The sequence below is a fragment of the Mesorhizobium sp. M0296 genome (assembly GCF_040321675.1).
GTDB lineage: Bacteria > Pseudomonadota > Alphaproteobacteria > Rhizobiales > Rhizobiaceae > Mesorhizobium.
Genome location: NZ_JAMYRZ010000004.1, coordinates 203088 through 226534 on the forward strand (window position 1 = coordinate 203088; position 23447 = coordinate 226534).

The 23447-nt window shown below is 61.3% G+C and carries 22 protein-coding genes; 7 read left to right on the top strand and 15 right to left on the bottom strand.

Annotated elements, in window-relative coordinates:
- Positions 1-29 precede the first annotated feature (29 nt).
- Positions 30-773 (bottom strand): alanyl-tRNA editing protein, encoded by a 744-nt coding sequence (locus NKI97_RS06630; RefSeq protein ID WP_023675105.1) that lies wholly within the window; start codon positions 771-773, stop codon positions 30-32.
- Positions 773-1807: a cysteine synthase A gene (locus tag NKI97_RS06635; protein WP_352448955.1), complete on the bottom strand. Its 1035-nt coding sequence runs from the start codon at positions 1805-1807 to the stop codon at positions 773-775. Before NKI97_RS06635 ends, NKI97_RS06630 begins: the two co-directional genes overlap by 1 nt.
- Before the next feature lie 215 nt (positions 1808-2022).
- Between NKI97_RS06635 and NKI97_RS06640 the strand changes: the two genes are divergently transcribed.
- A complete protein-coding gene (locus NKI97_RS06640) occupies positions 2023-2844 on the top strand; it encodes an SDR family oxidoreductase (protein WP_352457508.1) in 822 nt (273 codons plus the stop codon).
- Positions 2845-2866: 22 nt separating this feature from the next.
- Positions 2867-3025: a hypothetical protein gene (locus NKI97_RS06645; protein ID WP_502893806.1), complete on the top strand. Its 159-nt coding sequence runs from the start codon at positions 2867-2869 to the stop codon at positions 3023-3025.
- A 103-nt stretch (positions 3026-3128) separates the two neighbouring features.
- Here NKI97_RS06645 and NKI97_RS06650 read toward each other — a convergent pair whose 3' ends face one another.
- Positions 3129-4547, bottom strand: a complete 1419-nt coding sequence (locus tag NKI97_RS06650) for a DEAD/DEAH box helicase (RefSeq protein ID WP_352833182.1) — start codon at positions 4545-4547, stop codon at positions 3129-3131.
- A 387-nt stretch (positions 4548-4934) separates the two neighbouring features.
- Between NKI97_RS06650 and NKI97_RS06655 the strand changes: the two genes are divergently transcribed.
- Both NKI97_RS06655 and NKI97_RS06660 read left to right on the top strand, forming a co-directional pair.
- Positions 4935-6467 carry an acyl-CoA carboxylase subunit beta gene (locus NKI97_RS06655; protein WP_352833185.1) on the top strand — a complete coding sequence of 511 codons (1533 nt, stop codon included), beginning with the start codon at positions 4935-4937 and terminating at the stop codon, positions 6465-6467.
- Between the two features lie 7 nt (positions 6468-6474).
- Entirely contained in the window at positions 6475-7545 is a 1071-nt protein-coding gene (locus NKI97_RS06660) for a M48 family metallopeptidase (protein ID WP_352833187.1), read from the top strand.
- Positions 7546-7589: 44 nt separating this feature from the next.
- On the opposite strand, the gene NKI97_RS06665 is transcribed toward NKI97_RS06660, so the two are convergent.
- Together NKI97_RS06665 and NKI97_RS06670 are read right to left on the bottom strand one after the other, a co-directional pair.
- Complete coding sequence (locus NKI97_RS06665) at positions 7590-9596, bottom strand: hypothetical protein (protein WP_352833190.1); 2007 nt, start codon at positions 9594-9596, stop codon at positions 7590-7592.
- Positions 9593-11131: an NAD(P)H-hydrate dehydratase gene (locus NKI97_RS06670; RefSeq protein WP_352833193.1), complete on the bottom strand. Its 1539-nt coding sequence runs from the start codon at positions 11129-11131 to the stop codon at positions 9593-9595. The genes NKI97_RS06665 and NKI97_RS06670 overlap by 4 nt, the downstream gene beginning before the upstream one ends.
- A 357-nt stretch (positions 11132-11488) precedes the next feature.
- On the opposite strand from NKI97_RS06670, the gene NKI97_RS06675 reads away from it, so the two are divergent.
- Both NKI97_RS06675 and glnA read left to right on the top strand, forming a co-directional pair.
- Entirely contained in the window at positions 11489-11827 is a 339-nt protein-coding gene (locus tag NKI97_RS06675; RefSeq protein WP_019857988.1) for a P-II family nitrogen regulator, read from the top strand.
- Positions 11828-11881: 54 nt separating this feature from the next.
- Positions 11882-13291, top strand: a complete 1410-nt coding sequence (gene glnA, locus NKI97_RS06680) for a type I glutamate--ammonia ligase (protein ID WP_352784983.1) — start codon at positions 11882-11884, stop codon at positions 13289-13291.
- Between the two features lie 116 nt (positions 13292-13407).
- Here the strand turns inward: glnA and NKI97_RS06685 are convergent, their stop codons facing one another.
- The gene (locus NKI97_RS06685) at positions 13408-14448 is read right to left on the bottom strand and encodes a glutamine synthetase beta-grasp domain-containing protein (protein WP_254817165.1); all 1041 of its coding nucleotides are present in this window, start codon (positions 14446-14448) and stop codon (positions 13408-13410) included.
- 319 nt (positions 14449-14767) lie between these two features.
- Here NKI97_RS06685 and NKI97_RS06690 point away from each other — a divergent pair, with 319 nt between their 5' ends.
- The gene (locus tag NKI97_RS06690) at positions 14768-14962 is read left to right on the top strand and encodes a DUF2735 domain-containing protein (RefSeq protein ID WP_352772917.1); all 195 of its coding nucleotides are present in this window, start codon (positions 14768-14770) and stop codon (positions 14960-14962) included.
- Positions 14963-15047: 85 nt separating this feature from the next.
- Here the strand turns inward: NKI97_RS06690 and NKI97_RS06695 are convergent, their stop codons facing one another.
- The 9 genes from NKI97_RS06695 to NKI97_RS06735 form a co-directional block, all read right to left on the bottom strand.
- Positions 15048-16937, bottom strand: coding sequence for an MFS transporter (locus NKI97_RS06695; protein ID WP_352748805.1), 1890 nt, complete (start codon positions 16935-16937; stop codon positions 15048-15050).
- A 187-nt stretch (positions 16938-17124) separates the two neighbouring features.
- Positions 17125-17916, bottom strand: a complete 792-nt coding sequence (locus NKI97_RS06700) for an ATP12 family chaperone protein (protein ID WP_352451034.1) — start codon at positions 17914-17916, stop codon at positions 17125-17127.
- 2 nt (positions 17917-17918) lie between these two features.
- Positions 17919-18776 carry a DMT family transporter gene (locus tag NKI97_RS06705; RefSeq protein ID WP_502901504.1) on the bottom strand — a complete coding sequence of 286 codons (858 nt, stop codon included), beginning with the start codon at positions 18774-18776 and terminating at the stop codon, positions 17919-17921.
- A gap of 68 nt (positions 18777-18844) precedes the next feature.
- Positions 18845-19825 carry an RluA family pseudouridine synthase gene (locus NKI97_RS06710; protein WP_352451037.1) on the bottom strand — a complete coding sequence of 327 codons (981 nt, stop codon included), beginning with the start codon at positions 19823-19825 and terminating at the stop codon, positions 18845-18847.
- Positions 19826-19887: 62 nt separating this feature from the next.
- The gene (locus tag NKI97_RS06715) at positions 19888-20226 is read right to left on the bottom strand and encodes a DUF190 domain-containing protein (RefSeq protein WP_352451038.1); all 339 of its coding nucleotides are present in this window, start codon (positions 20224-20226) and stop codon (positions 19888-19890) included.
- Complete coding sequence (locus tag NKI97_RS06720) at positions 20223-20594, bottom strand: CrcB family protein (RefSeq protein ID WP_352451039.1); 372 nt, start codon at positions 20592-20594, stop codon at positions 20223-20225. Before NKI97_RS06720 ends, NKI97_RS06715 begins: the two co-directional genes overlap by 4 nt.
- Before the next feature lie 125 nt (positions 20595-20719).
- Positions 20720-21106: a fluoride efflux transporter CrcB gene (gene crcB / locus NKI97_RS06725; protein ID WP_352833197.1), complete on the bottom strand. Its 387-nt coding sequence runs from the start codon at positions 21104-21106 to the stop codon at positions 20720-20722.
- Positions 21107-21137: 31 nt separating this feature from the next.
- Positions 21138-21968 (bottom strand): aspartyl/asparaginyl beta-hydroxylase domain-containing protein, encoded by an 831-nt coding sequence (locus NKI97_RS06730; protein WP_352451041.1) that lies wholly within the window; start codon positions 21966-21968, stop codon positions 21138-21140.
- A gap of 136 nt (positions 21969-22104) precedes the next feature.
- A complete protein-coding gene (locus NKI97_RS06735; RefSeq protein ID WP_352451042.1) occupies positions 22105-23415 on the bottom strand; it encodes a replication-associated recombination protein A in 1311 nt (436 codons plus the stop codon).
- Positions 23416-23447 lie beyond the last annotated feature (32 nt).

The window sequence follows — 23447 nt, forward strand, 5'->3', positions numbered from 1 at the left end:
TCTCCTGTCCCGTCCGTCGCAGTCCTATATCAGGCTGGCGGCATAGGACCAAAGCGAATGCGGAAGCGCCGGTTCTCGCGGCCCTTCTTCTCGATCTTGCCGATATGGATCTCGCCGATTTCGCTGGTGCTCTTTACATGGGTGCCGCCGCAAGGCTGGCTGTCGATCGAAGCGTTCTCGCCGATGCAGACCAATCGGATCCTTCCCGTGCCGGCCGGGGGCCGCACATTCTTGGATTTCACCAAGCCCGGATTGGATGCCAGTTCCTCGTCGGAAATGAGCCGGGTGAAGATCGGGTGGTCGGCTCGCACCAGCTCCATCAGTCTGGCCGTCACGTCTTCCTTGGTAAAGCCGGCGTCCGGGATGTCGAAATCGATACGGCTGTCGTCCTCGGAAACCGCGGCGCCGGTGATCGGGAACGGACAGACGACGGTAAGCAGGTGGCAGGCAGAATGCATGCGCATCAGCAACTGCCGCCGCGGCCAGTCGATGGCGAGCCTCATGCGCTCGCCCACCTTTGGAACTGCCTGCTCCGGCGCCGGCACATGGATGATCTCGTCCTTGGTTTCGCCGGTGATCGTAGCGGCAATCGCTATGCCGGTGCCGTCGGCGCGTTCGAGGCTGCCGGTGTCGCCCGGCTGCCCGCCCGATGTGGCGTAAAACACCGTCCGGTCCAGAATGATGCCGCCGCGATCATTGACTGCGACGACGGTGGCGTCGGCCGTTCCCAGATAGGCGTCGTCACGAAACAGCGCTTCGGTCTTGTGCGCCATCACGTAACCCTTTCGAACGGTACCGAAATCGTGCGCTGTTGCTCCATCCAGCCCGGCACCGGCAGCTTCTTTTCGCGCAGGAATTCAGGATTGAACAGCTTCGACTGGTAGCGCGTGCCGTAGTCGCAAAGCATGGTCACGATGGTGTGGCCGGGGCCTAGCTCGCGCGCCAGGCGAATGGTGCCGGCAATGTTGATGCCCGTCGAACCGCCAACGCAAAGCCCCTCCTCCTGGATCAGGTCGAATACGATCGGCAGCGCGTCCTCGTCGGGGATCTGGAAGGCAAAATCGGGTGTAAAGCCTTGGAGGTTGGCGGTGATCCGCCCCTGCCCGATGCCTTCGGTGATCGAACTGCCCTCGGATTTCAGCTCGCCGCTGGTGTAGAAGGAATAGAGCGCTGCCCCCAGCGGATCGGCCAGCGCGATCTTGACCTGGTTGTTTCTGGCCTTCAGCCCGAAACCGACGCCTGCCAGAGTGCCGCCGGAACCGACCGCCGACACGAAACCATCCACCTTGCCGTCGGTCTGGTTCCAGATTTCTTCGGCCGTGGTGCGGATATGGCCGTCACGGTTGGCGACATTGTCGAACTGGTTGGCCCAGATCGCGCCGTTCGGCTCGCTCTTCGCCATCTGCTCGGCCAGCCGGCCCGACAGCTTCACGTAATTGTTCGGGTTCTTGTAAGGCACGGCGGGCACTTCGATCAGCTCGGCGCCGAGCAGTTTGATTGTATCCTTCTTCTCCTGGCTCTGGGTGTCGGGAATGACGATCACCGTGCGGTAGCCGAGCGCCTTGGCAACCAGTGTCAATCCGATGCCGGTGTTGCCAGCCGTCCCCTCGACGATGACGCCGCCGGGCCGCAGCAGCCCGCGCTGTTCCGCATCGCGGATGATAAACAGGCCGGCGCGGTCCTTTACCGACTGCCCGGGATTCATGAATTCGGCCTTGCCCAGGATCTCGCAGCCGGTTGCTTCCGAGGCCTTGTTGAGGCGGATCAGGGGCGTGTTGCCGATCACGTCGATCACAGAACGGGGCATGGAGATTCCTTTGTGGGTGCGGCGAAACCCTAGAAACCCGAAGCTTCGGTTTCAAGGCAAGAATTTGCCTGGTCCAGTCGCATTTCGCACACTGCAATTCCTGCAGCCAGGAGCGCCCGACCGGTATTCATTTCAACCATGTACCGAAAAGCACTCTTTTCATTCGATTTCTTCACCGGTAGAGCACAGGCTAAGAAGAGCCGGCGGGGCGCAACATGACACTCTATCGGGCCAATCCGAAGCATGGCGTCGCCTGGATTACGGGCGGCAGCAGCGGTATCGGCCGTTCGCTGGCCAAGGATCTTGCCGCTCGGGGCTATGTCGTCGCGGTGACTGCGCCAGATGACCATCCGATCGATACGCTCATCGTCGAAACGGCGCAGATGGCGGGCCGTGTCGCAGCCTATCCTTGCGACGTGACCGACGAAAAACGCATGGCGAAGACGGTTGCAGCGATCGAGAAAGATCTCGGTCCGATCGTGTTGGCAGTGTTCAACGCTGGAAGCTATATCGCAACGCCGGGCGAGGATCTTGTGGCGCGCAATTTCCGTCGGTCTTTCGAAGTCAATTATTTTGGCATCATCAATGGCCTGCTGCCGGTCATCGAACGCATGCGCGTGCGCTCGCGCGGCCATGTCGTGCTGATCGGTTCGGTTACCGCCTATTTCGGCTGGCCCACCACCGCCGCCTATGGCGGCACCAAGGCGGCAGTCAATATCCTGGCCGAGTCGCTGAAATACGATTTCGACAAGATGAACGTCCGCATCCAGGTGATTAATCCGGGCTTTGTCGACACGCGGCTGACCGAAAAGAACTTCCTGCCGATGCCGGGCTTGATGCCGGTCAATCTGGCCTCGCGCCGCATCGCGCAAGGCATCGAATACGGCGGCTTCGAAGTCACTTTCCCACGCCGCCTGAGTTGGACGCTGAAGCTGCTCAGGATGCTGCCGAGACCGTTCTGCCGATGGGTGATCAGCACGGTCACCCGCTGGAATGCGCGGCCGCTGAATTTCGACCGCAAGCCGCCAGTCGAGTAGGATCGGTGATGGGCGAGCGATCGTGTTTGCGGGTCGCTGGGGCGCCGCACATGAATTGGTGCCGGTCGACGATACCGGCGACCCGGACAACCACGCCATTGCCGGCGACGCGCTGTCGCCATCGACCACGGTTTTCCTCGCGCAGCGGATCGTCGTGTGGATCGAGGCGGTGGTAAAGTGAACCAAAGGCCCCCAAAGCAAGAGAGCGACCGAAGCATCGCTCCGGTCGCTCTCTTCAATCGTGTGTGACCAAGCCAGGCTTGGCCGACCGCAACACGGTCAGATTATGCGGCCCGCGCTGCTGGCCGCTTGCCGCCGAAGCGGCGCTTGTTATTGCCCTTGAAGGGCTTGGCGCCTTCCGGCTTGCGCTCGCCCGCAAAGGCCGGCTTGTCGCCGAACCGCTTCTTGCCGAAGCCGTTGTTTGCGCCGCCGGGCCGCCTGCCGTCGCGACGGCCATTGTGGTCGTTGCGATCGTTGGCCGGTTCGAAGCTGCGCTCGTTCTTCTCGGCGGGATTGCGCTGCGGATCGGGGCTGCCGAGATGGTCGGCAACGATCGGCAGCTTGGTGCGGATGATGCGCTCGACCTGACGCAGCTTGCTGTTTTCAGACGGGTCGCAGAGTGTGATGGCGATGCCGTCCATGCCGTTGCGGCCGGTGCGGCCGATGCGGTGGACATAGCTCTCCGCCTCGTCCGGCAGGTCGAAATTCACCACATGGCTGATGCCGGGCACGTCGATGCCGCGTGCCGCAATGTCGGTCGCCACGAGAATGCGCACCGAACCCTCACGGAAATCGTTGAGTGCCTTCTGACGGGCATTCTGCGACTTGTTGCCGTGGATGACGGCGGCCTTGAAGCCGTCGCGCTCGAGATCCTTGGTCACCCTGTCGGCGCCATGCTTGGTGCGCGAGAAGATGATGACGGACTTCATCGCCTCACCGGCAAGCATGTTGGCCAGCACCTGGCGCTTCTGCTTGGTGCGGGCAAAGACGACGCCCTGCACGATCTCGGCTGCCGCGGTGCTGTGAGGAGCGACTTCGACGCGGATCGGGTTCTTCAGCAGGCCTTTCGCCAGTTCGGCGATCTCGGCCGGCATAGTCGCCGAGAACAGCACCGTCTGACGGTCCGGCGCCGTCGCCTTGGCGATGCGCTTCACGTCGTTGATGAAGCCCATGTCGAGCATGCGGTCGCCTTCATCGAGCACCAGCCATTTGGTGTCGGCAAGCATCAGGTCGCCTTCACGCACAAGGTCGGTCAGCCGACCGGGCGTTGCGATCAGGATGTCGACGCCGGGCGCGACCTTCTTCACCTGGCTGAAGCGCGAGACGCCGCCCAGCACGAGCGCGGTCGATACATGCGCGCCCTTGGCGAGCAGCTTGATCATCTCCTCGATCTGCACCGCGAGTTCACGTGTCGGCGCCAGGATCAGCGCTCGGGCCGTCTTCGGCCGGCGCTTGGTACCAAGTGCGATGATCTTCGACAGGATCGGCAGCGCGAACGCCGCCGTCTTGCCCGAGCCGGTCTGGGCGATGCCGAAAATGTCGCGGCCTTCGAGCTGCGGCGGGATCGCCTGGGCCTGGATCGGCTTCGGATCGGTAAAGCCGGCGGCATTGGTGGCCTTGAGCAGTGCGCCGGTGATTCCAAGTGCGGCGAAACCGTTCGGTTCCGCAGTGTCCTTACCGGTCAAAGTGTTTTCATTGGTCAAAATATTCTTCTTTCATGCGGCTCCTGGCCGCAAACATCGATGGCGGCAGGGCGCAACCTGCCGTCGAAAATTGTCATGAAACGACAAGGCGGGCGGACGTCATCGTCCGCACGGCTGCGCTGTCGTGCCCGCAGGCTTCATGCCACGGGGCTTTTTCGCCACCTTGCCGATATGTCGGGAAGAGGGAAAACAGACGCAACCAGTCTCATTCATCGAGAAGGCCGGAGTGTCCCGGCCCAAGCGCCTATGCCGCCGCATATGGCCCAGTTCGCATCGAAATGCAAGGGGCCTGATGTTGCAGCGCAGCAAAAGCCATGAGGAAGCGGCGCTTGCGCTCTCTCGCGGGCATGATTACCACAATGCAGCTTTCCGTTTCGGGGACCGGTCATGAAGGACGTGCTGAAGGAACTCGAGCGCCGCCGCGAGATCGCCCGCATGGGCGGCGGCCAGGCCCGCATCGACGCCCAGCACAAGAAGGGCAAGCTGACCGCCCGCGAACGCATAGACGTCTTTCTAGACGAGGGCTCGTTCGAGGAGTTCGACATGTATGTCGAGCACCGCTCGACCGACTTCGGCATGGAGAAAACCAAGATCGCCGGCGACGGCGTCGTTACCGGCTGGGGCACCGTCAACGGTCGCCCGGTCTATCTTTTCGCCAAGGATTTCACCGTGTTCGGCGGCTCGCTGTCCGAGGCGCATGCCGAAAAGGTGGTGAAGGTGCAGGAGATGGCACTGCGCAATCGCGCGCCGATCATCGGCCTCTATGACGCCGGCGGCGCCCGCATCCAGGAAGGCGTGGCAGCCCTCGGCGGCTACGCCGAGATCTTCCAACGCAATGTACTTGCCTCCGGCGTCATTCCGCAGATTTCACTGATCATGGGCCCTTGCGCCGGCGGCGACGTCTATTCGCCGGCGATGACCGACTTCATCTTCATGGTCCGCGACACCTCCTACATGTTCGTCACCGGGCCGGATGTAGTGAAGACCGTCACCAACGAGACGGTCACCGCCGAAAGCCTCGGCGGCGCTTCCGTCCACACGACGAAGTCCTCAATCGCCGACGGAGCCTACGACAATGACGTCGAGGCGCTGCTGCAGATGCGCCGGCTGGTCGATCTGCTGCCCGCATCCAACACGGCGGAAATTCCCGAGATCGAATGCTACCAATCGGTCACCGATCACGATCTGTCGCTCGACAGGCTGATCCCCGACAACGCCAACAAACCCTACGACATCAAAGAGTTGATCCTTAAAGTTGCCGACGAGGGTGACTTCTTCGAGATCCAGCAGAATTTTGCGAAAAACATCGTCACCGGCTTCGGCCGTATCGAGGGCCGCACAGTCGGCTTCGTCGCCAACCAGCCGATGGTGCTGGCCGGCGTGCTCGATTCGGATGCCAGCCGCAAGGCGGCTCGTTTCGTGCGCTTCTGCGACTGCTTCTCGATCCCGATCGTCACCTTCGTCGACGTGCCGGGCTTACTGCCCGGCACCGCGCAGGAATATGGCGGGTTGATCAAGCACGGCGCCAAGCTTCTGTTCGCCTATGCCGAAGCGACCGTGCCAAAGATCACCGTCATCACCAGAAAGGCCTATGGCGGCGCCTATGACGTCATGGCGTCAAAGCATCTGCGCGGCGACATGAACTATGCCTGGCCGACGGCGCAGATTGCTGTGATGGGCGCCAGGGGGGCGGTCGAGATCATCTACCGCAAGGACATCGGCGACGCGGAGAAAATTGCAGCGCACACAAAAGCTTACGAGGATCGTTTCCTGTCCCCCTTCGTTGCCGCCGAGCGTGGCTATGTCGACGAGGTGATCATGCCGCACTCGACCCGCCGCCGCATCGCCCGCGCGCTCAGGATGCTGCGCAACAAGGATATGCAAAATCCCTGGAAGAAGCACGACAACATTCCGCTGTGAGGGGTTGATGTCGCGCCTGGTCCTCTATGTAGGAGCGCGTTTCGGCAGGTTTGCCATCCTGCTCTTCGTCCTGCCGCTGTTTTGCCCAATACTCCTGTGGTTCTGGTTCCTCGATTGCTATCCGCTCGCTGTCATCGCGACTGGCGTTGTTGCAATCCCGGCCGCGATGCTGGCCATCGTTCTGTTGATCGGGACATTGTTCGCCGGTTTTCGACCCAGCAAGGTGGACGGGATTACTCGGGAATCAGCCCCGAAATTGTGGGCTGTCTGGGAGAGTATTGCCGGCAAACACCGCGCCAGCCGCACGAACATCATCCTGAGCGACGATCTCAACGCTAGCATCGGTGAAGAGCGGCCGTTTCTGGGCCTGCTTGGTCGCAGGGCAATTCTCACCGTGGGCCTGCCGCTGCTCGCAGCGACCGACCAAAAGGGGTTTGCGGCGATCTTGGCCCATGAGGACGCCCATCTGAAAAATAAAGATACAAATGGCGGGCTCAACCTGGCCGAACTCGAAATGAGCTTCGATCTAATCTTCGACTTCGCCCCACCGGGAAAAACCGTTTCGGGCAGCCTGTTCTACTGTATGCTTGGCCCGCTGTCGCGCACGCTGGAGCGCGAAGAAATACGGTTGTCGCGGCGGGCGGAAATTGACGCAGATCGTCATGCAGCGATGTCCGGCGATGCACATGAAACGGCGCGCGCCATGCTGCTGATCGGTGCCGCCAGTGCGTTCTTCGATGACCAAGTGTATATTCCGCTTAAACGTGAACTGCTTGGCACCATGGTACCGCCTCGTCCACCACTTGAAAGAGTTCTGGCGGCCGCCAGTCACCTGTCGAGGCTTCCCATCCTGCAAGAATATGCGCAAAAGGCCTGGGACGCGCCAGATAACGAAAGCGCGGATCATCCGCCCTGGTCCGAACGTTTGACTGCTCTTGGATTTAGCTCGGCTCCAGAGATAGAACCAGTTCTGGTTTCCGCCTTGTCGAGCCTGCTGAGCGATGAGATCGTCGCCGAACATGTCCGGCATTTCGACGGCGAATGGACATCGAAGATCGCCGACTATCTCGATCGATAGCTATCCACCTGAAACTATAGCGGCTAATGCCCAGTCGGCGCAGGCTATTCCGCTTCCGCCGCGCCGAACCCGGCTCCCATCGTCGCGCGGACGGCGCCCGACCATGGCGTGGCGTGATTGTCGATGCGCATCTGGAAGATAAAATAGGTCGGCGAGCAGAAGCCGATGCCTTTCACCTTGCCGAGGCCGGGCGTATCGGGCGGCAGCGACTGGCACATGTAATCTTCGCGGCAGAAATGGTCGGCCGAGCAGGCAGGACGATTGCCGCGATTGACAGCGCCGCCGAGGCACTGGTCGAAATTATTGGTCGCCACGCAGGTGTCGAATTTCTTGCCGCCGACGAGCCCGCAGATCTCGTTGGGCATCGGCTTGCCCGTCTTGAAGGCGGCAAAGCTGCGATCCCGGTCGTCGCAGCCGCGATAGGCGATACCCGCCGGCACACCGATCTTCGGCGGTCGGCAGGTGTAGGCGGCGCGCGAAATGCCTGGCGCGAACGCCGCGAACTGACCGGTGATGGTATACCGGTCATTGAAAGGCTGTGCCGGGTTGCTGGCGATGGATCCCGTTAAACAGGGGTGGCCGGAAAACATGTCTTCGCTGTCCTTGGTCAACAGGCATTGCGCCAGCTTGGTGCGTACGCCGGACGAGGTCGCCAGCTGCGTGCAGACCGTGCCGCCGCCGCACTGCCATGTCGCGCCGAAGCGGGCCGCATCCTGTGGCATTAGGCACGGCATCGCCATTTCGGCCGGCGAATAGGCGATTTCGCCGGCATCGTTCCAGGTCGCCGGCGGCGCGAACGATAACGGGCGAAAGCGGTTCGGTTCCTTGCCGTCGGCAGTCGCGCGCAGCCAGGCGACGCGGCGCGGGATGTCGGCGTGGAGATGCGGGGAGATGCCGACCTCAATGCGGTTGAGCGGCGAGGTCGTCTTGTCGTCAAGTCCGATGAAATGGAAGCCGGCGGTCGAGCCCGCCTGATGGCAGCCCTGGCAGGCGCCGTTGTCCAGCCGCTCGACCAATGCCTCCGGCGTGCGCACCAGCTTCAGCGCGGAGAAATCGACACCAGCGAAATCCGCGGGCTGGAACAGTGGCGTGAACGGGTGGTTGGCCTGCCTTGCACTGCCGAAGGTCGACCACGAAATGACCTTCCTTGCCAAGAATTCATCGGGGATTTGGTAGACGCCGAGATCGACCGCCGCGACATTGGTGCGGACATAGTCGGCAAGTCTTGCTTTCAGCGCAGCATCTTCGGCGAGACGTGCCGTGTCGGGCGTGTTTTCCAGCGGCTTTTCGCTGACAGCCGCTCCGTCGATGCCGAAAATTCGCATGAGATAGGCAGCCTGCCCGCCGAATTCGGTCTCCTGGCCGGAGGGGAAGCGCACCACTTGCGCATTGAGCTCGAGCTGCTTGAAGGTGAGCGCCGTCCTTTCCAGCGGCCCACCGGTCAGCCAGCCGGCATCGACGCTCTCGTCGAGTTGTGGTGCCCAGCGTCCGGCGACGCCGACACAACCGCCGTCGGCATCCGGCGCGGCATCGTAGACGGCACTGAAATTGAACGGCAGGCGCGAGGCCAGAACCTTGCCGTTTTTCTTGAAACTATAGGATAAGCGATAGACGAAGCGCACTTCGCCGCAACTCGTATCGCCTTGCAGCGCGGCGAAGTCGCGCCGGTCGAGCCGGTTGACGATGCCGACGAGGCGGAAGCGCGCGGCATCGGTCCTCAGCCAGCGCATGTCCATGACACGGCCAACATTGCCGTCGGTCACCTCGTAGAGCGGCCGACCACCGGCCTTCATCTCGGCCCGCAATGCCGCGACGTCGCTTGCAATCGTTTCGACGATCGCGTGATAGGCCGGCGCCTTGTCGTAAAGCGTCTTCAAATCGGCCTTGCCATCGACGCCGAAAATGCGGGCCAAGCCAAAACCCTTGGCGTCGAGGGTGGCGAGAACCGAGGGATCGTCGACGATGGTCACTGGCTGCTCAGCGGCATTCGCCGACTGTGCAACCAATGCGGCCATGACGAGCGTGGTGAGAAGGAGAACAAGGCGTCTCATAGAAGGTCCGGTTGGCTCTCGACTAATTCGCGCAACACCGGCACCAGAGCCAGCGGCAAATCCCCAGCGATCAACCCTGGACCGAAGCGCCTGCCGGCCTCGGCATGGATCCAGACCGCGGCGCAGGCGGCCTGGAAAGCCCGCATCCCCTGCGCCAGCAGCGCGGCAACGATGCCCGCCAGAACATCGCCTGTCCCGGCTGTTGCCAGCCAGGGCGCACCGTTGGCGTTGATCGCCGCCCGGCCGTCCGGCGCCGCGATCACCGAGTCGGCGCCCTTGTAGACAATGACTGCATTGGCACGCGCTGCGGCGGCGCGGGCCTTGGCGAGCTTTGACTGCTTCTTCGATTTGGCAATGTCGGGAAAAAGCCTGGCGAATTCGCCTTCATGCGGCGTCAGCACCAGACTTGGTGCGAAGGTTCGATGTGCTGCTTCAAAGAGAACATCTGGAGCGTCGCGAAACGAAGTCAGGCCATCGGCATCAAGCACAATGCCTCCAAACAGGCCCATGCGTTTGAAATCATAGACCTCGTCCTGCTCGAGCAACCGCAAGGCGAAGTCGCGGGCTTTTTCGCCGACTCCGAATCCGGGGCCGAGAACGAACGCAGTATGCTGCCTTTCGCTAATGAACTCGCCTGCGTCCGCCACCGTATCTACCGCACGCAGCATGATCGAGGTCAGATGCGCGGCGTTCACCTGCATGGCATCGCTAGGCGAAAGCACGGTCACTGCCCCTGCTCCGCTTCTGGCCGCGGCCATCGCTGACAATCTTGCCGCACCAGTCGCATTCGGCCCGCCCGAAAAAACGCCGACTTGGCCGCGTTTGTATTTGTGCGTATCGGCAGACGTTCTCGGAAACTCCCATCGTAGCCAGAGGTCCGGCGTGTTCTCGAACGTCTTGATCTTGAGTTGGTCGACGATCCCATCCGGAATCCCGATATCAGCGACAATGATTTCGCCGCACATACTGCGTCCTGGCATCAGTAGATGGCCTGGCTTTTTCCGCACGAAGGTCACAGTCACCGCAGCGTCGAAATAGGCATTGGTCAATCCGCTCTCGCCCGACACGCCGGATGGCAGGTCGATTGAGACGACTGGCACTTTCTCCGCTGCGCTGCGGCCCGAGACGGCTGACGCATGTAGGGAAATATCCTTCGACAGACCTGCACCGTAGAGCGCGTCCACGACCACTTCACCCGCTTCTGGATAACAATGGGCAATATGGTTCACCGGCAGGTCGCAAGCTTCGGCCGCCAACGCCGCATCGCTCCCCGCTTTCTGCTTGCCTTCGGCCCAAACGGCGACCTTCATCCCGGCCTCTGCCAACAACTGCGCCACGACATAGCCGTCGCCGCCATTGTTGCCGGGGCCGCAAAGCACATGGACGCGCGTTGCGTTCGGGTAGCGCTTGAGCACCACGGCAGCAACCGCAGCGCCGGCATTGCGCATCAGGCCGATGCCGTCGAATGGACCAGCGGCAATCGCCAGCCGGTCGGCCTCGGCCATGTCGGACGGAGACAGAAGTTCATTGCTCATGCGGGCGACATGCACATCATTTCCCCAAGCATTGTCCAGTTTTTGATCCGACGCAAACAACGAAGGTCCCCAAGCAATTTGGCGGCGTACATCGTTCGGGACGACGGCGCGCAGCTGCCCATGAAATACCCGATCTGCCCAATTTTTGTGCGGACGGCAGGACCGGCGGTGTGTAGGCTCGCGGCATTCATGGCGCATCCAACGCTGCGAATGACGCGAATGTACATTCCCGCGTGGCATGGTATCCAAATCATGTGAGGCCGTTCGGCGCCCCATCAATTGGCACAGTTCGTGCTTGATTGAGGCGCAAGCGGGGCTCACAACCCGTCTTTTTTGGCAGTGGAGGCCACTTTTTACATGAAAAAGATCGAAGCGATCATCAAGCCGTTCAAGCTAGACGAAGTGAAGGAAGCGCTTCAGGAGGCAGGCCTGCAAGGTATCACCGTTACCGAGGCCAAAGGGTTTGGCCGCCAGAAGGGCCATACCGAGCTTTATCGCGGCGCCGAATATGTCGTCGACTTCCTGCCGAAGGTGAAAATCGAAGTCGTGCTCGGCGACGATGCGGTCGAAGCCGCGATCGAAGCCATCCGCAAGGCGGCCCAGACCGGCCGCATCGGCGACGGTAAGATCTTCGTCTCCAACATCGAGGAAGTGGTGCGCATTCGCACCGGCGAAACCGGCATGGACGCCGTCTGAATTTTCCCGTTAAAAGGCCATGTTCAAAACGTCATCACATAGGGAAGCAGGGACATGACGACAGCCAAAGACATCATGAAGCAGATCAAGGACAACGACGTTAAGTTCGTCGATCTGCGCTTCACCGATCCGAAGGGCAAACTGCAGCACGTTACGATGGATGTCGTCGAGGTCGAGGAAGACATGTTTGCCGATGGCGTCATGTTCGATGGTTCCTCGATCGCCGGCTGGAAGGCGATCAACGAGTCTGACATGGTGCTGATGCCGGATTCCGATACGGTGCATATGGACCCGTTCTTCGCGCAGTCGACCATGGTCATCCTGTGCGACATCCTCGATCCGATCTCGGGGGAATCCTACAACCGCGATCCGCGCGGCACCGCCAAGAAAGCCGAGGCCTACATGAAGGCCGAAGGCATCGGCGACCAGATCTTCGTCGGCCCGGAAGCCGAGTTCTTCGTCTTCGATGATGTCAAGTATAAGGCCGACCCCTACAACACCGGCTTCAGGCTGGATTCGACCGAACTGCCGTCCAATGACGACACCGACTACGAGACCGGCAATCTCGGTCACCGGCCGCGCATCAAGGGCGGCTATTTCCCGGTGCCGCCGATCGATTCGGCACAGGACATGCGCTCGGAAATGCTCACCGTGCTCGCCGAAATGGGCGTGCGCGTCGAAAAGCACCACCACGAAGTGGCCGCCGCACAGCACGAGCTCGGCATCAAGTTCGACACGCTGGTCCGCAACGCCGACAAGATGCTGATCTACAAATATGTCGTGCACCAGGTCGCCAATGCGTATGGCAAGACGGCCACCTTCATGCCGAAGCCGGTGTTCGGCGACAATGGCTCGGGCATGCACGTCCACCAGTCGATCTGGAAGGAAGGCAAGCCGACCTTTGCCGGCAACGAATATGCCGGCCTGTCCGAGAGCTGCCTGTTCTACATCGGCGGTATCATCAAGCATGCCAAGGCGATCAACGCCTTCACCAACCCGCTCACCAATTCCTACAAGCGCCTGGTGCCGGGCTATGAAGCGCCGGTGCTGCTCGCCTATTCGGCCCGCAACCGCTCGGCCTCCTGCCGCATTCCGTTCGGCTCGTCGCCGAAAGCCAAGCGCGTCGAGGTCCGCTTCCCCGATCCGGGCGCGAACCCCTATCTCGCCTTCGCCGCCATGCTGATGGCCGGCCTTGACGGCATCAAGAACAAGATCCACCCGGGACAGCCGATGGACAAGGATCTCTACGATCTGCCGCCGAAGGAATTGAAAAAAATCCCGACCGTCTGCGGCTCGCTGCGCGAAGCCCTGCAGAGCCTCGACAAGGACCGCGGCTTCCTGAAGGCCGGCGGCGTCTTCGACGACGACCAGATCGACAGCTATATCGAGCTCAAGATGGCCGAGGTGATGCGCTTCGAAATGACCCCGCATCCGGTCGAATACGATATGTATTATTCCGTGTGATCCGGATTGTTGCAGCCAATAGAAAAAACCCCGGCAGAGACGCCGGGGTTTTTTATTGCGATGCGATTGGAGAGAAAGTCACAGCGCAGACCTGAGGTCCACGCCGTGACGAATGCTCAAGCCGCGGCCGAAACCTCGGCGCTGGTCGGGACGGAGGCGATCGTCTTCAATATCTGCGAGGCGATCTGGTAGGGGTCGCCCTGCGAGTTCGGCCGGCGATCCTCGAGATAGCCCTTGTAGCCGTTGTTGATGAAGGAGTGCGGCACGCGGATCGAGGCGCCGCGATCGGCGATGCCGTAGCTGAACCTGTTCCACGGCGCAGTCTCGTGCTTGCCGGTCAAACGCTTGTCGTTGTCCGGCCCATAGACGGCGATGTGATCCATCAGGTTTTTGTCGAAGGCTGCCATCAGCGCCTCGAAATAGCCCTTGCCGCCGACTTCGCGCATATAAGCGGTCGAGAAGTTGGCATGCATTCCCGAGCCGTTCCAGTCGGTGTCGCCGAGCGGCTTGCAGTGGTATTCGATGTCGATGCCGTACTTCTCGGTCAGGCGCTGCAACAAATAGCGCGCCATCCACATCTGGTCGGCGGCCTTCTTGGAGCCCTTGCCGAAGATCTGGAATTCCCACTGGCCTTTGGCCACCTCGGCGTTGATGCCTTCATGGTTGATGCCGGCGGCAAGGCAAAGGTCAAGATGCTCCTCGACGATCTGCCTGGCGACGGAGCCGACATTGCTGTAGCCGACGCCAGTGTAGTACGGGCCTTGCGGCGCCGGATAGCCGCTCTCGGGGAAGCCGAGCGGGCGGCCGTCCTTGTAGAAGAAATACTCCTGCTCGAAGCCGAACCAGGCGCCCTCGTCGTCGAGGATGGTGGCGCGCTTATTGGAGGCATGCGGCGTCACGCCATCGGGCATCATGACCTCGCACATAACGAGCGCGCCATTGGTGCGGGCCGGATCCGGGTAGACGGCGACCGGCTTCAGAACGCAATCGGAGCTGTGGCCCTCGGCCTGCATGGTCGAAGAACCGTCGAAACCCCACAGCGGAAGCTGGTCGAGCGTCGGAAACTCGGCATAGTCCTTGACCTGCGTCTTTCCGCGAAGATTGGGAACCGGGGTGTATCCATCGAGCCAAATGTACTCGAGCTTGTATTTCGTCATTCTAGCCTCTCGTTGCTTGATCACCGAACCCTGGATGGCGCCGGGGCGAGCCGGCCTATCCAGCAGCCGACCTGCCGGATTACTAAAATGCAATTCGTGTGCCATTCTCGCCGGCGATGGATGCGGCAAAAGAGAGGTTGTATCCGCCCAAAATCGCTGGTCCGCCGTCATGCTGCGTTCGGATCATCCACAAGCACATTTTGCACAAATAATGTGCAAGTACTGATCTTTTCGTAATCATGTTGCCTATTTTGGTTGCTGAACCTATGTTGGGGAAAGGTTGAATCGGCAAGGTTCTGTCGAAGAAAGGAAACCGACAATGGAAATCACTTCCACTCGTCAGTCGGCCAAAATCCTGGTGTTCCCGGTGGCAGCGCGCGCTTCTGCCTCAAATTTAAGCGGAAAGGCTAAGTTCGCGGCAGAACTTGCTTCGTTGCGCAACCGAACGGATTTCGGAAGTGCCTGGTATCATGAAGCAGCGATCGAGGAAGCGAGCCAGGATCGGAAGAGCTAAGCCCTTCCCCTCCATGCACTCGATAGATTGGAAAAGCCCGGCGCGATCACTCGCGCCGGGCTTTGCTTTGAACCGGACAGGCCGGCTACTGTTTGGTGTGCAGGTCCGTTCCGAGCGTATCCCTGACAAAGATCATGCCGATGATCAGCGACATCGCCGCGATCACCACTGGGTACCAGAGTCCGTAGTAGATATCGCCCTTGTAGGCGCTGAGCGCGAACACCGTCGCCGGCAGCAGCCCGCCGAACCAGCCATTGCCGATATGGTAGGGCAGCGACATGCCGGTGTAGCGGATGCGGGTCGGGAACATCTCGACCAGGATCGCGGCAATAGGCCCGTAGACCATCGTGACGAAGATCACGAGGATGAGCAGGATGCCGATCGTCATCGGCCAGTTGACCGCCGCCGGGTCGGCGAACATGGCAAAGGGACCGCCGCCTGGTACGGTGTAGACGGTGACCTCGGGAGCTCCCGCAGCCTCATCGGCAGTCAGCAGCTTGTCCTTGATCGCCTGGTCGGTCGGAACCATGGCCTTCTCGCCGGCGCGGATCGCGGCCGCATCGAGCTTCAGTTCGGGATTGGCCGCGATGAAGGCTTCGAGCTTCTGATTCGGCACCTTCGCCGCTGCCCGTTTCAGCGGATAGCCGCCGTCCTGAAGCGCCGTGTTTACCGCCTTGGCGAAAGCAGCGTCCTTGGCCTTGGCTTGATCGCCGGCTGCGGTGGCGTCATACGACTCAACCGTCTCGTTGCCGATTTTGACCGACGCAGCAGTGCCGGGCGCTGCCGTGGCCACTACGTCATAAGGCACCGAGTTCTTGGTCAGAAACGAGGTGGCGATATCGCAGGACGTGGTGAACTTCGCCGTGCCCACCGGGTTGAACTGGAACTTGCAGTCTCCCGGTGCCGCGGTCACCGTCGCACGGGTGTTCTGCTGCGCTGTGGCGAGCGCCGGGTTGGCTGCCCAGGTCAGCGCCTTGAACAACGGGAAGGTGCAGACGATCGCCAGTGCAAGGCCGGCCATGATAATCGGCTTGCGGCCGATCTTGTCGGAGAGCCAGCCGAACACGACGAAGAAGATCGAGCCAACAGCCAGAGCAATCGCGATCATGATGTTGACCGATTGCGGATCGACCTTGAGCACGTTCTGCAAGAAGAACAGCGCGTAGAACTGGCCATTGTACCAAACTACGGCCTGACCGGCTGTGAGGCCGAGCAGCGCCAGCAGCGCGATCTTGGCGTTCTTCCACTGACCGAAGGCTTCTGACAGCGGCGCCTTGGAGCCTTTGCCTTCGTCCTTCATGCGCTGGAAGGTCGGCGATTCAGAAAGCGACAGCCGGATCCAGATCGAAATGCCGAGGAGGAGGAAGGAAACGATGAACGGAATGCGCCAGCCCCAGGCGGCGTAGGTTTCCTTGGTCATCGACCCCTGGACGATCAGGATGACGATCAGCGACAGGAACAGGCCGAGCGTTGCCGTCGTCTGTATCCACGACGTGTAGTAGCCGCGGCGATCGTCGGGTGCATGCTCGGCGACATAGGTGGCGGCACCGCCATACTCGCCACCGAGCGCCAGGCCTTGCAACATGCGCAAGATGATCAGGATCACGGGAGCGGCGATGCCCAAAGTCGCATAGCCAGGCAGCAAGCCGACCAGGAAGGTCGACAGGCCCATGATCGTCATGGTGACAAGGAAAGTGTATTTACGGCCGACAAGGTCGCCGATGCGGCCGAACAGCAATGCGCCGAACGGGCGCACGAGGAAGCCAGCGGCAAACGCCAGCAGCGCGAAAATATTGCGCGTCGCTTCCGGAATGGTTGGACTGAAAAAAGTCGAACCAATGAACACTGCCAGCGAGCCGTAGAGATAAAAATCGTACCATTCGAAAACGGTGCCGAGCGAGGAAGCGAAGATGACCTTCTTCTCCTCGCGCGTCATGCCGCGGCTTGTTTTGCCGGCGGTCGATGCCATTGCCATGAGCGTATCCTCCCGTGTGATTCCGTCAGTCCTCGATGCTGCGCGTCATCGTCCGCGTTTCCTCGGAACGCAGACTCAGTGCAGCCACCAGTACAAAAAATGACAGAAAGCGCCGTCCAGAGGCAGACCGTCTTTGGGATTATGACTTTGGTCTAATGTGCAGTGCGAAATAGAAACGACGGTGCGGTCAGCCTTTGAGAGCTTCGAGCAGCGTGACTGCCGCCATCATGTCGCGCTTGCGGGCCGCGCGGTGCGCGACGGCCTCGGCATCATGGCCCCATTGCTCGGCCTGCCAGTCCTCGTCGACATGACCGGCAGCCCAGGCCGCCTCGCCGTCGAGCTCGCCGAAGTCGACGGCCAGCGCCAGCAGCGCCGATCCGGTCAGCGACGTCATGACGTGGATGGCGGCAAGGCGCAGCGGATCGGCACGTTGGGCAAGATGCTGGCCAAGCAGCGCGATACTCTCGCGCGGCTGTTCGACATGGATCACGCCTTCGGCAAGATGGAACCGGGCGCCGAGCGCGCTGCGCACCCAGTCGATGACCGGATCCCAATGCTCGTTCTGCCGGTCGACGAGTCCTTTGGGCGCATCGGCGCGGTAGCAGAGCAGATCGGACGAGGCAAAGCGCAGGATGTCCTCCAGCACGGCCTGGGGATCACTGGCGACGCCATCGATTGCCGTATTGACCAGACGCATCACCGGCATCGTCACCGGGTTGATGGTCTCCTCCTGTGCGGCGAATTCCTCGGCGACGAGAGCAGCCGCCTTTTCGGTCGGCAGCTCCAGCAGCGCCTTGGCCGGCGTGCGGACGGGCTTGCCATCGAGATGGACGGCAAAACCGTCTTCGACCGGTGCTACCGCGACGGTCTTGTAGAAGCGCTTCGGCAGCGGCGTCTTCATCTGGATCTGGGCGCGACGCACCGGGTCCGGATCAGAGAGCAGCTTTCCAGCTTCGAGGTCGTTCAATATATCGCGCATGCTCATCCGGGACTTTGTTTTCGGGCCGGCCGGTTGACGATGATGAGTCCGGCGGCGATCAGGGCGAGTGCCAGGAAGATACGAACGGTCAGCGGCTCGTTCAAGAACACGGCGCCGCACAGCACACCAAATACCGGCGACAGGAAAGTGAAGCTCGACAGTCCAGATGCAGGGTAGCGCCGCAGAAGCCAGAACCACAGCACATAGGTGAAGGCGACGACATAGACGGCCTGGAACAGCAGAGCCAAGGTCGGCAGAAGAGTAAAGCTGCGGACGGGCGGCCCGGCAAAGGGCATCACCAAAATGCCGACGACAGCGGCTCCGGCCAGCTGATAGAGCAGCAGCTTTTCGGCGCTGGCCGTCACCAGCTTCGACCGCTTGATGACGATATTGGTCACGGCCCACAGAATGCCGGCACCGAGACTGAGCAAATCGCCACCCAATGTTGCGCCGCCATTGGCGCTCAGTTTATCGGAAAACACCGCGATCAATCCAGCGAAAGCGAGCAGAAGACCAACGAGCTTGCGTGCCGTGATGCTTTCGCCCAGCAGGAAATGACCGCCGACCAACATCCAGAACGGCATGGTGTTGACCAGCAAAGTGTTGCGCACGACAGTGGTATGCTCGAGCCCGACATAGAGAAACAGGAACTCGAGACCGAAAAGCGCGCCTGCCAGAATGCCGGCGACGAGGGTCTTGTCGGGCGTGAACAGCGCAATGCCGCGCCAGCGGCACCAGCCGAAAACACACAAGCCGCCGATCACCGAGCGGGCGATCGACAGGAAAACGGGATCGTAGCCGGCATAGGAGATCTTGGCGGCGACGTAGTTCAGCCCCCAGGAAAAAGTCAGCCCAACCATGATGGCGGCTGCCGCCAGATCGACCGCGTCACGGCGGTCGAGGGTTTCTGTGGCGACGCCCACCAGCGCTAGTCCTCGGCACTCTGCTCGTCGAAACCGAGCAGGTTCCAGCTCTGGCGCATATGCGGCGGCATCGGTGCGGTGACGTCGACAAAGCCCTTGTCGGGATGCGGGATAACGATGCGGCGCGCGTGCAGATGCAGCCGGTTCTGCATGCCGCCTGGAAAATCCCAATTGGTGTCGGCCTCGAAATATTTGGGGTCGCCGATGATCGGGCAACCGATATGGGCGGCATGGACGCGAAGCTGGTGGGTGCGCCCGGTGTAGGGTTCCATTTCCAGCCAGGACAGCGTCTGCGCCGCCTGCTCGACTATGCGGTAATAGGACACGGCGTGATCGGCGCCCTTTTCGCCGTGCTTGGCTATGCGCACACGATCGCCGTCGGGCGTCGGTTCCTTGATCAACCAGGTCGAGATCTTGTCCTCGCGCTTCGGCGGCACGCCCTTGACCAGCGCCCAGTAGGTTTTCTTCGTCTCACGCGCCCGGAACGCTTCGGCGAGCTTCATGGCGGCGAGCCTTGTACGGGCGACAACCAGCACACCCGACGTATCGCGGTCGAGCCGGTGCACCAGGCGCGGCTTCTCGCCCTTCTGGTTGCGCCAGGCTTCCAGCATGTCGTCGACATTGCGGGTGACGCCCGAGCCGCCCTGCACTGCCAGGCCGGCCGGCTTGTTGAAGACGAAGACCTTCGGGTCCTCATGGATCAGCATCTTTGCCAAAACGTCGGCGTCGCCCTGGTTGCGGATCGAATGACCGGTGAGCGGGCTTTCGCCTTTCTTGTCCACTTCGAGAGGCGGCACACGCACCGTCTGGCCGGCTTCGACGCGGGTATCGGCCTTCACCCTGCCGCCGTCGACGCGGATCTGGCCGGAACGCAGCAGCTTCTGCAGATGACCGAAACCGAGACCGGGGAAATGGCTCTTGAACCAGCGATCGAGCCGCATGCCCGCCTCGCCGGCGTCCACTGTGATCTGTTCAACGCCTGCCATGATTCCAATCGCCGTTTTGCAGGCATGCAACGGCATTCGCCGGTACCCGCAATCTCACTCGCTTATTCGTTGTCGGTTCCATATTGCAGAACCTGAACTTTCTCCAGCGTAATCAAACCACTTGTCATGATTGTTTCAAGCACGGGCAGGAAAGCGGCCAATTTTTCCTCGTCATCGACGATCTCGATGACGAGTGGCAGATCCTCCGATAGGCGGAGGATCTTCGTGGTGTGAAGCCGGCTGGAATGGCCGAACCCCATCGCGCCGCGCAGGACGGTCGCGCCGGCTATCTGCATTTCGCGGGCCCTCAGCACAATAACCTCATACAGCGGACGGCCATCTGCCCTGTCGTTTTCGCCGATAAAGATGCGCAGCAATTGTGCCTGTGTTGGTATCTTCATTGCCTGGACCCTCTCAGCCGGTTGAGCCGAACTGCAAAGATGTGGCCAAGCCAGACGGCGGCAAGCCAGGCCACCACGGAGATCGCGATATTGAGTCCCGCCGCCACAAACCTCCCCCCTTGCGCGAGGATGAGTGTTTCAAGGCTGAAAGCGGAGAAGGTCGTCAGGCCGCCGCAGAAGCCGGCCATGAAGAATTGACGTTGCAGCGGACCGGCGAAGACGCGACCATCCGGTCCCGTCAATGTCGCGTAGAAGCCGATGAGGAACGAGCCAACAATATTGACGAGGAGCGTGCCGAAGGGAAATCCAGCGCCCCACAGGGCAGTGCTCGTCGATGAGGCAAGCGCCCGCAACACACCGCCGATCATGCTGCCTGCGGCCACGGTCGCATAGAGCCGAACCGTTTCGTTGGTTCTGCGACGGCCAATGAGGCGCGCCGCCTGCCCTGCCGCGGCAGCGTCCGTCCCGTCGTGGCGGAGCTTCCGCGGGCCGCTCACCGCGCCCCGCTGCCAATCAGAAGACTTCCGGCGGCAAAGCCCAGCGTCACGCCGCCGAGGCTCAGAAAAACCGAAAGCAGCACATTTCCGCCGGCGCGCCGCCATTCGCCCTCGCGCGCCAGCGCCAGCGTCTGCAGGCTGAAGGAAGAAACCGTGGTATAGCAGCCGAGGCCGCCGGTAACGGTAAAGGCCCAGATGGCGGGCATGCCGTCGCGCGCCATCGCATGCGCAACGACGCCGATTGCAAACGCTCCCGAGACATTGACGGCCATAGTGCCCCAGGGAAAGGTCTCGCCGACCCGGCGGGCGACGAAGCCGGACAGGAAGAAGCGGGCCATTGCACCGATCGCGCCACCAAGGCAGACAAGCAACAGATGATACATCGTGCTCCCTCGCGCCGGTCACACCATGGTGTCAGGCGGCTCCGGCCTTCTTCGGCTTGCTGGAGCCGATCATCTTCCAGTTCTTGTAGAACATGGCATTGATGCGCTCGACGCTGACCGAAACGATGGCGAGAAGAGCGGCAATCATGCCGGGAAATGGCGATGGCCGGATGATGTCCATGAACACGCAGTAGCGGCGCCCATCATATTCGTTGACCGATCGGTGCAGCAGCGTGTCGTCGAAAATATAGAGCGGATTGTCGTGCCAGTAGTTCCTGGCGTTGTTGCACTCGACGAAAACCTCGGCCTTCACCGGGAGAAGATTGTAGAGAATGCGCAGGCTGAGCCGCAGCGGTCCGAAATGCCAGGAGGTCGATTCCCTGCCCCTAAACACCGACACGGCGATGGTCTTGATGTATTTGAAATCCTTGTTGAATTCGGCAACGTTGTCGATTTTGTGCTTGCCATACCACTGGTAGACATACATGCCGCGCCGGCCGCTGCCGAAATTGGCGTCGATATCGGCGATGATCTCGTCCTTGCGCGCTTTGAAGACGTCCAGAACCTCGTTGACCTCACGCTGATAGTCCGGAGGAAACTGGTCCAGTTTCCAGACACCGCGGTTTCTGTAGCACAGCAGATCGACCAGCAGATTGAAGGGCGAAAGCAGCCAGGTGAAGATGCCGTTGCCGAGGAAATAACCACTGAACAGGGCCCAGTTCTTGTTGTCGTTGCGCAACACGTCGATCAGGCCGAGGACAATGAAAATTGTCGTCAGGATGGGAATGAAATAGAAGCCGAGCGCCAGCAACGGGATCGCTATGGCGAACTTCCGGAGGGTCTTGCGAGTTCTTTTTGTCATTTTTCCACGCGCCAGGCGCGATTCCGTTCTGAATATCGTCGGTACGTTTCTGGCCTGTCCGCCGGCCGAAGGCGCATCTTGATAGGGTTTTTTATCCCGCCAGACAACGGCGATCACACCAGTGTGCGACTGGCAGCTACTTTTCCCGCTCGCTGCGCAGCTTCGCCCAATAATCCAGCCGCTTCCTGATATCGCGCTCGAAGCCGCGCTCGGGCGGGTCGTAGAATGTCTGCCTTCCCATCTTCTCCGGAAAATAGTCCTGGCCGGAAAAAGCGTCGGGCTCGTCGTGGTCGTAGCGATAGCCGGCGCCGTAATCTTCCTGTTTCATCAGCTTGGTCGGAGCATTGAGAATGTGCTTGGGCGGCAGCAGCGAACCGAATTCCTTCGCCGCCTGTGTGGCGGCCTTGAACGCGGTATAGACTGCATTGGATTTCGGCGCGGTGGCGAGATAGACGGTCGCCTCGGCGAAGGCCAGTTCGCCCTCGGGCGAGCCCAGATAGTCATAGGCGTCCTTGGCGGCGTTAGCGACGACGAGCGCCTGCGGGTCGGCCAGCCCGATATCCTCCATCGCCATGCGCACCAACCGGCGCCCGAGATAAAGCGGATCTTCGCCGGCGTCGAACATGCGGGCGAGATAGTAGAGTGCCGCGTCGGGGTCGGAGCCGCGCACCGATTTGTGCAAGGCGGAGATCAAATTGTAGTGGCCGTCCTGTCCCTTGTCGTAGATCGGCGCGCGGCGCTGGACGATGCGCTGCAGAGCTTCGGCGCCGAACACCTCCTTTGATTTCGCTGCGCGCCAGACCTCTTCGGCGAGCGTCAGCGCCGCGCGGCCGTCGCCGTCGCTCATGCGGATGAGCATCGCCCGCGCGTCTTCATCGAGCGGCAGCGCCCTGCCCTCTGCCTCTTCGGCCCGCGCCAGCAGCTTGGCGATACTGTCCTCGCCGAGTGAGTGAAAGACCAGCACACGCGCGCGCGACAAAAGCGCGGCGTTAAGCTCGAAGGATGGATTCTCCGTGGTGGCGCCGACCAGCACGACGGTGCCGTCTTCCATCACGGGCAGAAAACTGTCCTGCTGGGCGCGGTTGAAGCGATGGATCTCGTCGACGAACAGCAGCGTCTGGCGGCCGTTCGAGCGGCGCAGCTTCGCTGCCTCGAACACTTTCTTCAGGTCGGCAACGCCGGAAAACACGGCCGAGATCTGTTCGAAGGCGAGGCTTGTCTCGCCGGCAAGCAGCCGTGCGACCGTGGTCTTGCCGGTGCCGGGCGGGCCCCAGAAGATCATCGAGCCGAGCGAGCCGGAGCCGATCAGCCGCGTCAGCGCGCCGTCGGATCCGGTCAGATGCTCCTGGCCGACGACCTCGCCGAGGTTCTTCGGGCGCAGACGGTCCGCCAGCGGCCTGCCGGGCGGCGTCTTTTCCGGTTCATCGACACTGAACAGATCGGCCATGCAACTTCTTCTGCCTGGAGCCCGATCATGCT

What these genes read in the sequence shown, in the direction of transcription:
- crcB (WP_352833197.1), bottom strand. Translation starts at nt 21,106, where the DNA reads ATGTATCATCTGTTGCTTGTCTGCCTTGGTGGCGCGATCGGTGCAATG.
- NKI97_RS06655 (WP_352833185.1), top strand. Translation starts at nt 4,935, where the DNA reads ATGAAGGACGTGCTGAAGGAACTCGAGCGCCGCCGCGAGATCGCCCGC.
- NKI97_RS06730 (WP_352451041.1), bottom strand. Translation starts at nt 21,968, where the DNA reads ATGACAAAAAGAACTCGCAAGACCCTCCGGAAGTTCGCCATAGCGATC.
- NKI97_RS06685 (WP_254817165.1), bottom strand. Translation starts at nt 14,448, where the DNA reads ATGACGAAATACAAGCTCGAGTACATTTGGCTCGATGGATACACCCCG.
- NKI97_RS06665 (WP_352833190.1), bottom strand. Translation starts at nt 9,596, where the DNA reads ATGAGACGCCTTGTTCTCCTTCTCACCACGCTCGTCATGGCCGCATTG.
- NKI97_RS06640 (WP_352457508.1), top strand. Translation starts at nt 2,023, where the DNA reads ATGACACTCTATCGGGCCAATCCGAAGCATGGCGTCGCCTGGATTACG.
- NKI97_RS06705 (WP_502901504.1), bottom strand. Translation starts at nt 18,776, where the DNA reads ATGGTTGGGCTGACTTTTTCCTGGGGGCTGAACTACGTCGCCGCCAAG.
- NKI97_RS06660 (WP_352833187.1), top strand. Translation starts at nt 6,475, where the DNA reads ATGTCGCGCCTGGTCCTCTATGTAGGAGCGCGTTTCGGCAGGTTTGCC.
- NKI97_RS06700 (WP_352451034.1), bottom strand. Translation starts at nt 17,916, where the DNA reads ATGCGCGATATATTGAACGACCTCGAAGCTGGAAAGCTGCTCTCTGAT.
- NKI97_RS06670 (WP_352833193.1), bottom strand. Translation starts at nt 11,131, where the DNA reads ATGAGCAATGAACTTCTGTCTCCGTCCGACATGGCCGAGGCCGACCGG.
- NKI97_RS06710 (WP_352451037.1), bottom strand. Translation starts at nt 19,825, where the DNA reads ATGGCAGGCGTTGAACAGATCACAGTGGACGCCGGCGAGGCGGGCATG.
- glnA (WP_352784983.1), top strand. Translation starts at nt 11,882, where the DNA reads ATGACGACAGCCAAAGACATCATGAAGCAGATCAAGGACAACGACGTT.
- NKI97_RS06735 (WP_352451042.1), bottom strand. Translation starts at nt 23,415, where the DNA reads ATGGCCGATCTGTTCAGTGTCGATGAACCGGAAAAGACGCCGCCCGGC.
- NKI97_RS06720 (WP_352451039.1), bottom strand. Translation starts at nt 20,594, where the DNA reads ATGATCGGCGGTGTGTTGCGGGCGCTTGCCTCATCGACGAGCACTGCC.
- NKI97_RS06695 (WP_352748805.1), bottom strand. Translation starts at nt 16,937, where the DNA reads ATGGCAATGGCATCGACCGCCGGCAAAACAAGCCGCGGCATGACGCGC.
- NKI97_RS06675 (WP_019857988.1), top strand. Translation starts at nt 11,489, where the DNA reads ATGAAAAAGATCGAAGCGATCATCAAGCCGTTCAAGCTAGACGAAGTG.
- NKI97_RS06715 (WP_352451038.1), bottom strand. Translation starts at nt 20,226, where the DNA reads ATGAAGATACCAACACAGGCACAATTGCTGCGCATCTTTATCGGCGAA.
- NKI97_RS06635 (WP_352448955.1), bottom strand. Translation starts at nt 1,807, where the DNA reads ATGCCCCGTTCTGTGATCGACGTGATCGGCAACACGCCCCTGATCCGC.
- NKI97_RS06690 (WP_352772917.1), top strand. Translation starts at nt 14,768, where the DNA reads ATGGAAATCACTTCCACTCGTCAGTCGGCCAAAATCCTGGTGTTCCCG.
- NKI97_RS06630 (WP_023675105.1), bottom strand. Translation starts at nt 773, where the DNA reads ATGGCGCACAAGACCGAAGCGCTGTTTCGTGACGACGCCTATCTGGGA.